This window comes from Gracilibacillus boraciitolerans JCM 21714, assembly GCF_000521485.1.
GTDB lineage: Bacteria > Bacillota > Bacilli > Bacillales > Amphibacillaceae > Gracilibacillus > Gracilibacillus boraciitolerans.
The window spans coordinates 166,489-181,188 of sequence record NZ_BAVS01000001.1 but is presented as its reverse complement, the minus strand read 5'-3'; the positions used below and the strand labels follow the sequence as shown (position 1 = coordinate 181,188).

The 14,700-nt window shown below is 34.1% G+C and carries 13 protein-coding genes and 2 pseudogenes; 3 read left to right on the top strand and 12 right to left on the bottom strand.

Annotated features, from left to right (window positions below):
• Positions 1-15: 15 nt before the first annotated feature.
• Entirely contained in the window at positions 16-1,140 is a 1,125-nt protein-coding gene (locus tag JCM21714_RS00915; RefSeq protein ID WP_035720979.1) for a M20/M25/M40 family metallo-hydrolase, read from the bottom strand.
• A 94-nt stretch (positions 1,141-1,234) separates the two neighbouring features.
• Here JCM21714_RS00915 and prli42 point away from each other — a divergent pair, with 94 nt between their 5' ends.
• Positions 1,235-1,339 (top strand): stressosome-associated protein Prli42, encoded by a 105-nt coding sequence (gene prli42 / locus JCM21714_RS20025; protein WP_158413458.1) that lies wholly within the window; start codon positions 1,235-1,237, stop codon positions 1,337-1,339.
• Between the two features lie 76 nt (positions 1,340-1,415).
• Here the strand turns inward: prli42 and JCM21714_RS00910 are convergent, their stop codons facing one another.
• The 3 genes from JCM21714_RS00910 to JCM21714_RS00900 all read right to left on the bottom strand — a co-directional run bounded on the left by JCM21714_RS00910 (position 1,416) and on the right by JCM21714_RS00900 (position 4,764).
• On the bottom strand, positions 1,416-1,850 hold the full coding sequence (locus tag JCM21714_RS00910; RefSeq protein ID WP_035720977.1) for a BrxA/BrxB family bacilliredoxin: 435 nt from the start codon (positions 1,848-1,850) through the stop codon (positions 1,416-1,418).
• A 94-nt stretch (positions 1,851-1,944) separates the two neighbouring features.
• Positions 1,945-3,744 carry a sensor histidine kinase gene (locus JCM21714_RS00905; RefSeq protein WP_035720975.1) on the bottom strand — a complete coding sequence of 600 codons (1,800 nt, stop codon included), beginning with the start codon at positions 3,742-3,744 and terminating at the stop codon, positions 1,945-1,947.
• A 30-nt stretch (positions 3,745-3,774) separates the two neighbouring features.
• On the bottom strand, positions 3,775-4,764 hold the full coding sequence (locus JCM21714_RS00900; protein WP_035720972.1) for a BMP family ABC transporter substrate-binding protein: 990 nt from the start codon (positions 4,762-4,764) through the stop codon (positions 3,775-3,777).
• Positions 4,765-4,969: 205 nt separating this feature from the next.
• Between JCM21714_RS00900 and JCM21714_RS00895 the strand changes: the two genes are divergently transcribed.
• Positions 4,970-5,674 (top strand): TerC family protein, encoded by a 705-nt coding sequence (locus JCM21714_RS00895; protein WP_052000310.1) that lies wholly within the window; start codon positions 4,970-4,972, stop codon positions 5,672-5,674.
• Here JCM21714_RS00895 and JCM21714_RS00890 read toward each other — a convergent pair.
• The 8 genes and pseudogenes from JCM21714_RS00890 to JCM21714_RS00855 form a co-directional block, all read right to left on the bottom strand.
• Positions 5,661-6,299 (bottom strand): trimeric intracellular cation channel family protein, encoded by a 639-nt coding sequence (locus JCM21714_RS00890; protein WP_035720969.1) that lies wholly within the window; start codon positions 6,297-6,299, stop codon positions 5,661-5,663. The two genes, JCM21714_RS00895 and JCM21714_RS00890, sit on opposite strands and share 14 nt — an antisense overlap.
• A gap of 160 nt (positions 6,300-6,459) precedes the next feature.
• The gene (locus JCM21714_RS20660; RefSeq protein WP_052000309.1) at positions 6,460-6,744 is read right to left on the bottom strand and encodes a hypothetical protein; all 285 of its coding nucleotides are present in this window, start codon (positions 6,742-6,744) and stop codon (positions 6,460-6,462) included.
• Positions 6,745-6,892: 148 nt separating this feature from the next.
• Positions 6,893-8,173 carry a dihydrolipoamide acetyltransferase family protein gene (locus tag JCM21714_RS00880; protein ID WP_035721788.1) on the bottom strand — a complete coding sequence of 427 codons (1,281 nt, stop codon included), beginning with the start codon at positions 8,171-8,173 and terminating at the stop codon, positions 6,893-6,895.
• A 16-nt stretch (positions 8,174-8,189) separates the two neighbouring features.
• Positions 8,190-9,180: pseudogene (locus JCM21714_RS00875) on the bottom strand (alpha-ketoacid dehydrogenase subunit beta).
• Positions 9,180-10,182 (bottom strand): annotated as a pseudogene (locus JCM21714_RS00870) (thiamine pyrophosphate-dependent dehydrogenase E1 component subunit alpha). Before JCM21714_RS00870 ends, JCM21714_RS00875 begins: the two co-directional pseudogenes overlap by 1 nt.
• Entirely contained in the window at positions 10,175-11,608 is a 1,434-nt protein-coding gene (gene lpdA / locus JCM21714_RS00865) for a dihydrolipoyl dehydrogenase (protein WP_035720966.1), read from the bottom strand. The pseudogene JCM21714_RS00870 and the gene lpdA overlap by 8 nt, the downstream one beginning before the upstream one ends.
• Positions 11,609-11,623: 15 nt before the next feature.
• The gene (gene buk, locus JCM21714_RS00860; protein ID WP_035720963.1) at positions 11,624-12,697 is read right to left on the bottom strand and encodes a butyrate kinase; all 1,074 of its coding nucleotides are present in this window, start codon (positions 12,695-12,697) and stop codon (positions 11,624-11,626) included.
• A gap of 1 nt (position 12,698) precedes the next feature.
• Positions 12,699-14,312 carry an AAA-type ATPase lid domain-containing protein gene (locus JCM21714_RS00855; RefSeq protein WP_148294947.1) on the bottom strand — a complete coding sequence of 538 codons (1,614 nt, stop codon included), beginning with the start codon at positions 14,310-14,312 and terminating at the stop codon, positions 12,699-12,701.
• Positions 14,313-14,442: 130 nt separating this feature from the next.
• Between JCM21714_RS00855 and JCM21714_RS00850 the strand changes: the two genes are divergently transcribed.
• Positions 14,443-14,685: a DUF2627 domain-containing protein gene (locus JCM21714_RS00850; RefSeq protein ID WP_035720957.1), complete on the top strand. Its 243-nt coding sequence runs from the start codon at positions 14,443-14,445 to the stop codon at positions 14,683-14,685.
• The last annotated feature ends 15 nt before the right edge of the window (positions 14,686-14,700 follow it).

Below are 14,700 nucleotides of genomic sequence, written 5' to 3'. Positions count from 1 at the left end.
TTCATATCATCACTCTCATTTAGTTGATTCTTTTATTATTTCATACAGTAAAACTGGAACCTCTAATAGATGAGAAATACTTATCCGTTCATTTTTAGTATGAATATTTTCATACCCCCCCATTGCCAAATTAACGGTAGGAATTCCTTTTCCGGATAAATGATTGGCATCACTGCCACCCCCCCCACTTACCTTTAGGAGAGGTTCTTTTCCTAAGGCACGAATCGCATTACTCACTACTTGAACAACTTGATCAGATTTATCAAAATGATAACTAGGATACATATACTTTAACTCTATGTCAACGTCACCACCCATTTGAGAAGTAGTTTCTCGGAGTGCACTGCACATTTTGTCTATCTGTTTGTCTAATTTAGTTTTTGATAATGAGCGTGCTTCTGCAATTAAAAGCACCTGATCACATACAACATTGGTTGGACCTTTCCCTTCAAAACTTCCAATATTAGCTGTAGTTTCTTCGTCAATTCTTCCTAATGGCATTTTAGTAATCGCCTTTGCAGTCATACTTATAGCTGATATTCCCTTTTCCGGACTAAGACCTGCATGGGATGCTTTTCCTTTAATCGTTGTAAATAATTTTATTTGCGACGGTGCTGCTGTGATAATCGTACCCACTTCACCATCACTATCCAGTGCATAACCATACTTGACTGGTAACGAAGAAATATCAAAATGCTGAGAACCGACTAAACCTGATTCTTCACCACTCATAATAGCGAAATATAGATCACCATGATGAATTGGATTTTCATGAATTAGATGAATTAATTCTAAGATAGCAGAAATTCCTGCTTTATCATCAGCACCTAAGATCGTCGATCCGTCAGAATGAATCACACCATTATGAATTTCTGGCCTAATATTTTTTCCGGGAACAACCGTATCCATATGTGCTGTAAAGTAAAGAGCTGGAAGTTGAGGATTAGTTCCTTCTAACCTTGCAATAATATTACCCGCTTCATGCCCATTTTCTTGATGGGAGCTATCTTCAAATACTACTAAATCCATAACTTTAAAACGGTCGATTAAATAATTTGCTATGTTTCTTTCATTCTTTGTTTCAGAATCTATTTGAACTAATTTTAAAAATTGCTGGATAACTCTTTCTTTATTTATCACACTTTAATCTCCTTTTAACTATAATTTACTTGTCCTATGAATAGAGAAGTTGTAAAATGGATATATGTATTGTGCTGATAAAGGAGGAATTACAATGGCATCAAAACGAGAGAAAAGAATTAAATTAATTGTGTATATTATGATTCTTGCAATGGTTTTATCAACATTTACAGCAGGCTTAGCAATGATTGCAAATTAAAATATATCATTTATATTTTTAAAACTTTACAAGAATACAAGAAGACATCCACTTGCTGGATGTCTTCTTCTTTCACCTATAGTTCGTCACAATATTCATCAAATAATTCTTGCAGTTTATTAACAACTTCCACTGGACTATGGCCTTCAATTTCATGTCTTTCGACCATTTTTTGAATTTTCCCGTCCTTTAATAATGCGAATGATGGAGAAGACGGCTGATATCCTTCAAAATATTGACGTGCCAATTCAGTTGCTTCTCGGTCTTGACCAGCAAATACAGTGACTAATTGATCTGGGCGTTTATCATAGTGAATAGCACTCGCTGCTGCAGGACGAGCAACCCCCCCTCCAGCACAACCGCATGTAGAGTTTACCATCACTAATGTAGTACCTTCTTTTTCTAATGCCGTTCTTACCTCTTCAGTAGTCTTTAATTCATCATAACCAGCTTGGGAAATTTCATTTCTCGCTGATTGTACAATATCATCCATAAATAGATTAAATTCCATTTTACATCGCCCCCCCTCACATTTAAATACCTTTCTTAAAGAATAACAACATCTATTATTTTTTTCAATTCTCAAAGCTTCAAATTGTGCGAATTTAATTTAGAGGTAATACAATTTTAAATGTAGTACCAGATTGATCACTTGAATATAATATAATTTTACCTTGATGATTTTTAATAATGCGACATACCACATTTAGACCCAAACCCGTTCCATTTGATTTCGAAGTAGAAAATGGTTCAAACAGTGTTTGTTTGATGGAACTAGGAATACCAGACCCTGTATCAGAAAAATAAATAATATATTTTTCTCCTTCCACTTCAGAAACGATGGTTATTTCTCCATTCTGTTCTATTGCATCTTTACTATTGCGAATTAAATTTAAAAACACCTGTTTTATTTGTTTTTGATCAGCAAATAAATATTGTTCCGTTAAATTGGTCTTTATTTTTATATTTTTTGCCTCTAATGTGTTGTTCATTAATGGTAATAAATCCTCTAATAAATTAGACAATTTTATCACAACTTTTTCTGGCTTTTGATGATTGGACATTAATAACATTTGCTCCACAATCGAATATAACCTTTCTATTTCCTTCATCATTAATTCAATATTATATTTTTGAATTTCCTGTTTTGTTAAGGATTCTTTTAAAAGCGTTAGAAAGCCATGAATTACAGTTAATGGATTACGTATTTCATGTGCTGAACTAGCTGCCATTTCACCTACTAAAGCTAACTTTTCGGACTGAATCATCCTGTTTTCTAATTTTGCCGATTCTGTTATATCAATAAAATAAAGAATTTTTCCTGTCGTTATTTTAGAATGGTCTTTTAATATACTCTGAGATACTAGCAGGTCATATTGTTTCTCTTTAATCGTTAATTTAAATTTACTGTTTTGAAACGACTGGTCAGATAAAAGCTTTTGGAGAAATGGAAATTGTTTTTGTTTTTCGATAATATCATTGTCATTAATTAATTCTTGATTCAAATCCAAGAGATCTCTTGCATAAGAATTTGCTAAATATTTTTTTGCTTTCATATCATATGTAATAATACCAACAGGTAATGAATTTAAAGTTTGTTCGTGTTTCCGTTTGTCAAAAATGATTTGCTGAAAGGATTGTTGCAAACTAATAGACATTTGATTAATCGAATTTGCTAAACTTTGAAACTCCAATTGTGTAGAACTGGATATTGTTTCACCATAATTACCATTGGCAATTTTATTAACTTTCTCTATCATTGTCTCGATAGGCTTTGTAATATTTCTACTCATTTTAAATGAAAAACACATAGAAATGAAGAAACCTGCAACTGTAATAATCAACAAGAAATAAAGGGATTGTTCGATAATTTTTGGATAGGAACCTGTATTGTTCTGGAGCGCATTAAATTCTGCATTACGCTTTGTAACTATCGTTTCTGTTAAAGTTTCTAACTTAGGTAAATATTCCGTTTCGATTACGTTTTTCGCAGCATCTTTTTCCTGATATTCTAATAAACCAAACACCTTATTTCTTATTGTAAAGTCCAAAGCCATTATTTGATTTTGTATAGACTTTAATTCTTCTGGAATATGCACCTCTTTCTGCAGAACTGCTGTATTATGGACGGTATCATAATTGTTGAAATCAGATTGGAAATCATTTTCGAAATTTATTTCAACCTGCTTGATAACTAATTGCTTTTTAATTTTCAGTTCTTTTTCCCATTGACTATACCACACCAAAGCTGGTATATTATCTCTTTTAATAGAGTGGGTTACTGTATTCACATCATCTATTGATTGAATTAATAAAAGAGAAAATCCACTAAAAATTATCATCACAAACAGGAGCATGCTCAATATTTTATTTCTTAATGAGAATTTATTAAAAAAAGATAACATATGACATAGCTCCTAACCTCTATCTACTTACTATTGATTCAATTGTTTTTTTGAGTTATTTAAAAAGGTAATTTCCTCTTGAGTGAACATAGGACCAAATGGTGCTAAACCATAAACACCATCATTTGAATCCAGTATTCTTTTCTCAGATATCATATTAGTATCCTTAAGATGATCCTTTAAAATAGTCTTATAAACATATGGAATATTATTTAATACGCTCGTTAATATTGCATTTTCAGCCATATACGATTGATCCTCCAGATAACCGATCAGATAGACCCCCCCTTTTTCTTTAGCGAAGTTAATCACTTCTTGATTATAGCTATTTCCTCTAGTGTAAATGACATCAATTCCATTATCGATCATATTGGATGTTACATGCTTAGCAGCTGACTTGTCTGTCCTTTCAGGGACTACTTCATATATAAGCTCGATGTTTGTATCTATCTTTTTAATACCCTGAGGAAACCCCCCCCAGTCTGAATAATCATTATCATGTGTGTCAATAATCCCTATTTTATTAGTTTTTGTTTTAAGAGCTGCTGCCATCCCTGCAACTACTTCTATTTCCCTTTGATTAAACGTGTATACTGCTAGATTTTTATCTACATATTCTCCATGTAAGGTCACAAATTGTGTGTGTTTGAATTGATTGGCAATTCGATAGAATGGTTCAGAAAATTCTCGGCCATGCCCAATAATCAGTTGATAATTATTCTCCACGTACTCTTTAACAATAGGGGTAAGGTCATTACTGAGATTGACATCGCCTATAACTTCTACTTCTGCATTTAATTCCTCCTCTACAAGGAGTTTTCCTTTATAGGCTAAGCTTCCCCCCCAGCTTTGATCATTTAAAGTATCACCAGATAAAATTAATACCTTGACTGGTTTTGTTTGTGAGACTTCCATATTATCAATGATTTGATTAGATTTCACAATTAAAAACACAACAAATAGAGTTGAAATAAGCAAAGCCATTCCTAATATGAATTTTAAATGATTATTAGTCTCCATAGACTTTCTCCTTCATTGTTAATAACAGTTTCATAATACCTAATTAGACATAATTTGCACATATATTTTAAATCTCCAAATATTTTCGACAAAATACGCAAAAAAAAATAATCGTAATATATAAAAGGAAGACAAGCATATAATGTGAAAGAATCATCTTTTATAATTTTTACATATCAAAAAATGATGCAAAGGAGAATATAAAATGCCTATCATATTAACTACGCCTTTTGTTGATTTTGATTTAATCAGTTTATTACAGATTATTTCTATTGATATCGTTCTCTCAGGAGATAATGCCTTAGTTATTGCCATGGCAACCAAAAGTTTAGATAAGAGACTACAAACAAAAGCTATTTTAATCGGTGTTGCAGGCGCCATTATATTGCGCATTTTATTTGCCAGTGGTATTATTTTTTTATTAAAGTTTCCCTTGATCTATTTAATAGGTGGAATATTACTCATTTGGATCAGCTATAAAATTTTAATTAAAGAAGAAGAAACAGAAAAAATCGCATCACATCAATCTTTGTTAAAAGCTATTCTAACCATCATCATGGCAGATGTAATAATGAGTCTGGATAATGTCGTAGCAATTGCTGGCGCTTCGAAGGGAAGTGTTTCTTTATTAGCAATTGGCGTAATGGTCAGTATACCACTAATGATTTTTGGAGCTAAATTTATCGTCCATTTATTACAACGTTATGGCTACTTAATGTACTTAGGGTCTGCGATATTAGTTTACACAGGTGTTGATATGCTTGTACACGAACCATTTATTTATCGTTTCTTTCAATTACAAACAGGTATGCTTACCGTACTAATTAGTATCATTATAACTTTAGCAGTTATCATTTCCGGTTATATTTCTAACAAGCAAATAGAAGAACAGAATATTATGAATGGATAGTTCTTTTATTTGCTTGCTTTTTATGAACAATCGGTACATTCCATTTCCATATTACAGCAAGTATTCGAATCGTCAGGGTGATGATAAGACATATATACAAACTTACCGTTGGGGGGGATATTAATTCATACGTACTAATTAGTGCGATGGATCCGGCAATTGAAGCAATACCATAGATTTCTTTACGAAATACCAGTGGAACTTCTCGTACAAATACATCTCTTAGTACACCACCGCCAATACCAGTTACTAATCCCATCGCAACAATTAAAAATGGTTGAGAATAATCTAAGTTTAGCGCTGCATTGGCTCCAACCGCTGTAAAAACTCCAAGGCCAATAGCATCGGAGAATATAATGCCATGTTTAAATCGATTAATTCTTTCATAAAATATAATTGTTGCAATACTAGCCAATAAGCTAACAAAAAAATATTTTGGATCTGCCAGATTTGTAGGTGGAATATTACCAATCATTAGATCTCTTATGACTCCACCAGCCAGAGCCGTCGTTAATCCCAATAATAAAACACCAAAAACATCTAAATTTTTTTTAATCGCAACTAAAGAACCAGAAATAGCAAATGCAATTGTCCCGATGTAAACAAACATTTCTATTAAAAACATGATTAGCCCCCACTTCTTAATGATGACAAAAATTTCTTGCGATCCCGCCATAATACTTCCAATTTATCAAATAACCATTGTAATACTAAACCTTGAATAATTACACCCAAGATAGAGGAAATTGTTAATAATAAAATACTTGGGAAGTGATTAATCGTTTCTAAACTATTCGCAAAAATAAATAGAGTAGTCGAACAATGCGAGCTACTTGAAAAAATTGATCAAACGGTATAACAGCAAGTAGTAAAAATGGATTTTTCTTTATAAACTCCCATTTGCGTGGGGGGGATAGCACAATGCGTATCATATAATCAATCAAAAAAATCAACCAAACTATAACATTGATTGTTGAATTAACAGTATGATCTACCCAAAGAGTTAATATCGTGAGCATTACTAAGAATATCATGAATACGTCATAAAAAATTCTCGCTTTATTTTGCATATTTATCACACCACATCTATATACAAGTAAAGGGAAACCTCATAATTTAATTGTCGGTTTCCCTTACCTTACATAGTATACTGTTTTTGATCATAAAATGAAACAGTTAGTTTTATTTATTGCAACGCTAATTTCACGTCTCATTTAATTAGTAAATAGGCGTTGTGTCACTTGAAATGTTCTCCAGGATTGCTTTTACATGTGACATAAATGCTCCGCAGATTACTCCATCTAAAACTCGATGATCCAAAGATAAACATAGATTGACCATGTCCCGAGCAGCGAACATGTTATCGATAATAACTGGTCTTTTGACAATGGATTCTACTTGTAAAATTGCTGATTGCGGATAATTTATCACACCCATCGATTCTACTGAACCAAATGAACCAGTATTATTGACAGTAAAAGTTCCGTCTTCCATATCCTCTTTTGCTAGTGTTCCAGTACGTGCTTTTTTAGAAAGTTGTGCTATTTCTTTAGCTATTCCTTTTATACTTTTTTCGTCGACATTTTTTATAACAGGAACATATAATTCATGTTCATGTGCAACAGCAATAGATAAGTTAATTTCGTTACGTTGGATAATTTTATCGCCTGCCCAGCAACTATTTAATTCTGGAAATTTTTTCAATGCCTTTGCAACTGCATTTAAGAAAAATGCAAAATAAGATAAATTGTAACCTTCATTTTCTCTAAAGTTATTCTTTTCATCATTTCGGTAGGCAACTAAATTAGTAACATCCACTTCAATCATCATCCATGCATGCGGAATTTCTGTCTTTGATCGCACCATATTTTGTGCAATGGTACGTCGCAAACCTGTGACAGGAATCTCACGATCACCTGGTTTTGCCTTTACCGGCTTTCGACGAATAATAGGTGGTGTGAATTCTTCAATCTCTTCTACAGCATCAGACCCATGTTGTTCCATATCCTCTGTAGGATTTTCTTGAATCTCAGCTTCATTGGTATGGTGCTGATTATTAATATATTTCTCAATATCCTTTCTTGTGATCCGCCCGCTCTTTCCGGTTCCATTTACTGTTTGTAGTTCGATATTATGTTCCTGTGCTAAGCGCATAACTACTGGTGAATAACGAGTTTTCATATTTTGACTGTCCAGTTTTTCTTCTTTTGCCGGCGTTTCAGATACTGTAGTAACTGGTTCCCTTAATTGTCCTTCTACTTCTATGTAACACATTAGTTGTCCGACTTCAATCGTTTCTCCTTCGTCTGCAATTAGATCTTTAATAACACCAGAATAGGAAGAAGGAACCTCAGCATTGACTTTATCTGTCATTACTTCTGCTATCGCATCATATTTTTCTACATAATCTCCGACTTTAACTAACCAATTACTAACCGTCCCCCCCTCAGTCACACTTTCCCCCCCAAGCTGTGGCATGTTAATTCGCTGTAGTGTCATCCATTTCACTCCCATCTTAAAATTCTGCTAATTCACGGATTGCTTGTTCAATTTTATCAGCATTCATCATAAATTCTTTTTCTAATGGTGGGGCATATGGCATTGCTGGAACATCTGGCCCCGCTAATCTCTTAATAGGCGCATCTAAATCAAACATACAATGTTCACTAATGATCGCCGCCACTTCACCAATAATACTTCCCTCTTTATTATCTTCTGTCACTAATAAAACCTTGCCTGTTTTCGATGCCGCAGCTTTGATGGTTTCCTGATCAAGGGGGGGATAAACCGTTCTTAAATCTACTATTTCAGTACTAATCCCTTCCTGTTCTAACTTTTCAGCGGCTTGTTTTGCAAAATGCACACATAATCCATAGGTTATAACCGTTACATCTTCTCCAACTCGTTTTATATCCGCTTTACCAATAGGAACCGTATAATCTTCCTCAGGCACTTCTTCTTTAAGAAGCCGGTAAGCTCGCTTGTGTTCTAAGAATAAAACCGGATCATCATCTGATTGCTGCCTTCAGTAACCCTTTTACATCATAGGGACTAGATGGCATAACAACTTTTAATCCTGGTTGATTAGCAAAGACGGCCTCTATCGATTGTGAATGATATAAAGCTCCGTGAACACCTCCACCATATGGTGCTCTGATGGTTATGGGACAATTCCAATCATTGTTAGAACGATATCGGATTTTGGCTGCTTCTGAGATAATCTGATTGACAGCAGGCATAATAAAATCTGCAAATTGCATTTCTGGAACAGGACGCATTCCATACATTGCAGCTCCGACACCTACCCCCCCAACTATCGCAGATTCTGCTAGAGGTGTATCGATTACTCTTTGTTCACCGAATCTATCGAAAAGCCCTTCAGTAGCTAAAAAAACTCCGCCTTTTTTCCCTACATCCTCCCCCCCTAATATGAACACTTTATTATCACGTTCCATTTCTTCTTTTAATGCTTGGTTAACTGCTTGAATATAGGTTAAAACGGCCATTAGAAGTCCTCCTTCTCTGCGTATACATATTTTGTTAAAGTGGAAGCATCCGCATATGGAGCATTTTCTGCATATTCTGTTGCATCATTTAATTCATTTTTTATTTCAACTTCAAGCTTCTCAATAGATTTTTCTGTTAAAAAACCTTGTTCTAATAAATATTCTTTAAATTTAGCTACACCATCATTAGATTTTTGAGTGGTGACTTCATCTTTTGATCGGTAGGTCGAATCATCGTCATCACTGGAATGAGGAGTTAAACGATAGGATACAGCCTCAATCAGTGTAGGACCATCTCCATTTAATGCACGATCATGCGCTTCTTTAACTGCATCATAAACGGCAAAAGTATCATTGCCATCTACTTTAATTCCTTTGATTCCATATCCGATAGCACGATCTGAAATGTTTTCACAAGCGACTTGTTTATTATACGGAACACTTATTGCATATTGGTTATTTTCTACCATAAAGATAACAGGTAACTTATGAACAGCTGCAAAGTTAATTCCTTCGTGAAAGTCTCCTTGATTTGTCGAGCCTTCCCCCCATAGTTACAAATGAAACGGATGGTTTATTTTCCATCTTTGCTGCCAATGCAAATCCTGTCGCATGTGGAACTTGAGTAGTAACTGGTGATGAACCTGTTACAAGTTTATTTTTCTTTTGACCAAAATGACCAGGCATCTGCCTTCCACCTGAATTTGGATCTTCCGCTTTGGCATATGCTTGAAGGAAAACCTCTCTTGTCGTCATACCAAAGTGAAGCACGACACCTAAGTCTCGATAATATGGAAAAATATAATCATGCTCTTTATTACACGCAAAAGAAGCAGCAATTTGCATAACTTCCTGTCCTTGACAGGATACAACAAATGGAATATTACCTGAGCGGTTTAATAACCACATTCTTTCATCAATTCTTCTAGCTAATAACATTTCGTAATACATTTTTAGTAACGTTTCATTGTCTGTTGCTAATGAATAAGTTTGGTTAACCATGAATTTTCCTCCCCCCCTCAGCTGCTAAAGCAGCTTCTCCAATAATTTCACTTAATGATGGATGTGGATAGCTCACCTCTGATAACTCTAATGCAGAACTATCAAAATATTTTGCAGTACTTGCCTGTCCAATTAACTCTGTTACCTGACTGCCAATCATATGAATACCTAAAATGTCCTCCGTATTTTTATCTATGATGATTTTGATGAATCCATCTGTTTGACCATTTACATGCGCCTTTCCAATCGCTTTAAAAGACGTTATAGTTGTTTGATAATCAAAACCGTGGTGCTGTACTTCCGTTTCTGTAAGCCCAATCATAGCTATTTCCGGATTACCATATACACATGAAGGAATCTCATTTTCACTTAGCGAACTCATAGTAATATCTGCAATATGCTCTACAGCCTTCTTACCTTCATATGTAGCAACATGGGCTAACTGTTTACCACCATTTACATCTCCAATCGCATAAATATGACTTTCTTTCGTTTGAAAATGCTCATTTACCGAAATAAATCCTTTATCGTTAATAACTATTTCTGTGTTTTCCAACCCGATATTTCTGGTATTCGCTTTTCTTCCTACTGATAACAATAGTTTCTCAGCAGATAATGAATGTGTCTGATTGTTTAATTTATATGTAAGTTGTATTTTATTATCTGTTGTAATGGAATCAATATCAAGATTTGCATTCTCAATAATCGTAATACCTTTTTTAACTAAATTTTTCCTCATTGTATTAATAATATCCTTATCAAATGATGGTAAAATCGATTCCTGTGCTTCTATTATGGTCACTTTCACTCCAACATCATGTAAAAAAGAAGCCCATTCAATACCGATAACTCCTCCTCCAACTATGATAATAGATTGTGGCAATTCAGATATTTCTACTAAGTCATCCGATGTGACAATATGCTGATGATCTACATTCACTCCTGGTAATATACTTGGAAACGTTCCTGTAGCAATAATAACATTTTTCGGTATTAGTATATCATTTTCTTTCTCACTGTCATACTCTACTGAAATCGAGCCAGCCATTGGTGAGAAGATAGATGGACCTAATATCCTGCCAAACCCGTGATAAACATCAATATTATGAGATTTTATGAGGTGATTTACCCCCCCTTCATATAAGGAATCTACTATTTTGTTTTTACGTTCGATAGCTTTTGTTATTTGAAAGAGCGGTTTTTCCACCTCTACTCCATATCTATCTGCTTCTTTCACTAACTGAAAAACAGAAGCACTTTTTAATAAAGCTTTGGTGGGAATACATCCTTTATGAAGACAGGTTCCCCCCCCTAGTTTTTCCTTTTCTACCACAGCAGTTTTTAAGCCTAATTGCGCTGCACGGATCGCAGTGACATAGCCACCTGTTCCACCGCCAAGCACAACAAGGTCATAATTTAAAGCCATTTTTTCACCATTCCTTCATTCATAAAATTTTACTTCTTCCATTCCCTGCAGGACTCTTAACGTACCTTGCGCTAAGGCTAGCATGACATTTTCACCGGGAAATACATAGGTATCAGCAATCCAGCTTACCTGTTGGATGATTTGCTGATTTAAATAGTCATATGTAGCTAAATCTCCCGTTATTGCGATAGCATTAACATTTCCTGATAACACAGTACTCATTTTGCCAATTTCTTTGGCAACCTGATAACCAACTATATCAAATACTTTTTTTACTTCATCTGATTTTGTTCGCCAAAGCAGATCTAATTCAACTCTTCTTTCAATATTTAAATATGCTTTTATACCACTTTGATAAATTGTTTCTGTTTGCAGTTGTTCTTTGCTTTTACATCCGTTAAAGCAGAGTTCTATCAAGTCTTTATTTGGCAGGCTTCCTGCCCGTTCAAAGGAAAGGGGGGGTCCATCACCATCAAATCCATTATTCACATCAATGACTCGTCCATATTGATGAGCTCCAACAGTTAGGCCTCCACCCATATGGGCAATCACTAAACAGAGATCATGATAATTAGCATTTAATGAAGCTGCTAGAGATCTTCCAACCGCTTTCTGATTAAGTGCATGGAAAATACTTTTGCGTTCTATTGAAGGTATTCCTGTTTTTTTTGCAATATCTAACATCTCATCAACAACTACTGGATCTACAATATAGGCATCCACATTCCAATCTTCCGCAATAGCATTGGCTAGTAAAGCACCTAAATTAGAAACATGTTTACCATTTTTTTCTTCCCGCAAATCATCTACCATTTTTTGATTGATCAGATACGTACCACCTTCAATTGGTTGCAACAGTCCACCTCTTCCACATATCGCATTTACCGATATTATGTCTATTCCAATTGATAGAATTGTATCAACGATTATAGACTTTCTGTTATTAACTTGTGAAAGTAAGTCTGTGTTTATAATAATATTTTCTAGAGGGAGTAACTTTTCGAATAAACAGTGATTATTTTCAAATAACGCAATATGGGTTCCGTCCACTAGTGGATTAATAACTAAAATTCGAAAATCTTTATTCAATTTAGGTTACACCCCCCCGCTCTATTTTATATTTATCCATTTTATAATAAAGATTTCGAACAGATACTCCCAGTGCTTTTGCGGTTTTGGTTTTATTATACTGATGTTTCTCTAATGCATTAAATAAATATTCTCTTTCAAATTGATCCAGCGCCATTTGTAAAGATAGTCCATCGTCATCTTTCTCTAAATAAGTGTTTGGATTTTTCGGGAGATTTTTAACAGTGTCTATCCCAACAGTTTCAGTAAATGAAGAAATATTTTTTGCGATTTGCTCGATCTTATCTTCCAACTCCATAATATTACCAGGCCAATTCATTGTTTTCCAGCAGTCCATAAGATCTTCTTCTATCTTTCTGATTTGTGTATCATATTTTTGATTATAATGATTAACAAAATGATCTATTAAGAGTGGCAAATCATTAATGCGTTGTTTTAGTGCTGGTAAAACAATTTGATACCTTTGTAACTCATCCAAAAATGCCGAATGCCATTCTGCTAATTGGCTTGGTTCCTTTACACCAAAGACAAAACGAATAGATGGTTGATTTTCCATTAAGGATAACAATTTATTCTGCAGCAAAATGGAGGGTTCTTCATTAAAATAAATATAAACGGTCCCATTTTTCCCCCCCCTTTTGCTTATAGATACAAATGCTTCTTTTAAATCTGCAGCAGAAATAAAAAATGAGCTGTTTACTCTGATAAAAGGATAGTATTTACGATTACTAGTCATATGCATGATTCTGGCTAACATTGCCTTACCTGTTCCTTTTTCACCGCGGAGAAGTACAGGAGCACTGGTTTCTGCATATATTTTTGCCTGTTCACGCGCAATATTTATTTCTGGTGAATTACCAATAATATCTTCGATTTGATATGTCTTTTCTAACTTTCTAAGCATTTGTGCCGTTATTTTTAATTGTTGTTTTAAAGCACTATTTTCCTCTTTTTTTAAAAACTGAATACAGCCACTTAACATTCCTTCTCGTTTTATAGGTTTCGTTATAATATCAACAGCATTCATTGCAGTCGATTCAACTTGATAACGATCGCTTCTTTCTCTTCTGGCCGTAAGTGTTTTCATGGCAAGTTGATCAACCCAGTCTACAAAATATGGATTATCATCATTCATTTCTGATTTCCAAAGCTCACTGGAAAACAACTCTATTCCATCAGTCTGTAAAATTCGAAATGCAATTAGATCTGTTTTTAATAATTCCTGGAGAATCTGATGATAAAAATCCGCTTCCGTGAGAGCACTTACTTTTTGCTTAAAATTATCCAGCGACTCCATTACTAACAGAACACCATCTAAAGTGTCACTATTACTTAGAAATGGTGTATATGTTGTAACAACATGCTGATTGGTTTCTTTTATAGTATCCTTTTTTTCAACCTGAAGATGTAACTGCTTTACTTGCTCATATGACGGGTTTTTTAGTATGGTTTGAATTTCCCTGCCTATTAGATGATCAGCTTCAGAGGATATGATCTCTCCAGCAGTCTGATTAATTAAAGTAATATTATCTTGTTTATTAATCAATATTATACCAACCGGAAGTTTATGAAATAAATCTTCATACATATTAAAGTTATTTGAATTTATTTTCATCACACCTTGCACTTTTTTTCATACTAATATCATAGAATTATGCGCAATAAATTGCAAGGAATTGTTATTTTCTTTTCGTAATATTTTTTGCTATAATATTATTATTTCCATTGCAATAGGAGGAAGTCATTTGAGAATTATTGCATTATTAATTTTAGTATTTCCTGCTGTTTTTGCTACATATGGCATAAAGTTAATGAGAGATGCTTTTTTTGGCGAGTTAACAGCTATTTTCATGCATATCGTAGTTCAATTTATAATTGGTCTATTACTCTTTTTAGGTGGCCTTTATTTCATTGGTGGTTTCATCGTTCACAGAGATCGTAAGCGTCAATTAAATAAAGGTGACAAAAATAACAGGTATTCCAATTAGGAATACCTGTTATTT

Coding starts and splice junctions, on each gene's coding strand:
- prli42 (WP_158413458.1), top strand. CDS start 1,235: ATGGCATCAAAACGAGAGAAAAGAATTAAATTAATTGTGTATATTATG.
- JCM21714_RS00910 (WP_035720977.1), bottom strand. CDS start 1,850: ATGGAATTTAATCTATTTATGGATGATATTGTACAATCAGCGAGAAAT.
- JCM21714_RS00905 (WP_035720975.1), bottom strand. CDS start 3,744: ATGTTATCTTTTTTTAATAAATTCTCATTAAGAAATAAAATATTGAGC.
- JCM21714_RS00900 (WP_035720972.1), bottom strand. CDS start 4,764: ATGGAGACTAATAATCATTTAAAATTCATATTAGGAATGGCTTTGCTT.
- JCM21714_RS00895 (WP_052000310.1), top strand. CDS start 4,970: ATGCCTATCATATTAACTACGCCTTTTGTTGATTTTGATTTAATCAGT.
- JCM21714_RS00890 (WP_035720969.1), bottom strand. CDS start 6,299: ATGTTTTTAATAGAAATGTTTGTTTACATCGGGACAATTGCATTTGCT.
- JCM21714_RS20660 (WP_052000309.1), bottom strand. CDS start 6,744: ATGCAAAATAAAGCGAGAATTTTTTATGACGTATTCATGATATTCTTA.
- JCM21714_RS00880 (WP_035721788.1), bottom strand. CDS start 8,173: ATGACACTACAGCGAATTAACATGCCACAGCTTGGGGGGGAAAGTGTG.
- lpdA (WP_035720966.1), bottom strand. CDS start 11,608: ATGGCTTTAAATTATGACCTTGTTGTGCTTGGCGGTGGAACAGGTGGC.
- JCM21714_RS00855 (WP_148294947.1), bottom strand. CDS start 14,312: ATGAAAATAAATTCAAATAACTTTAATATGTATGAAGATTTATTTCAT.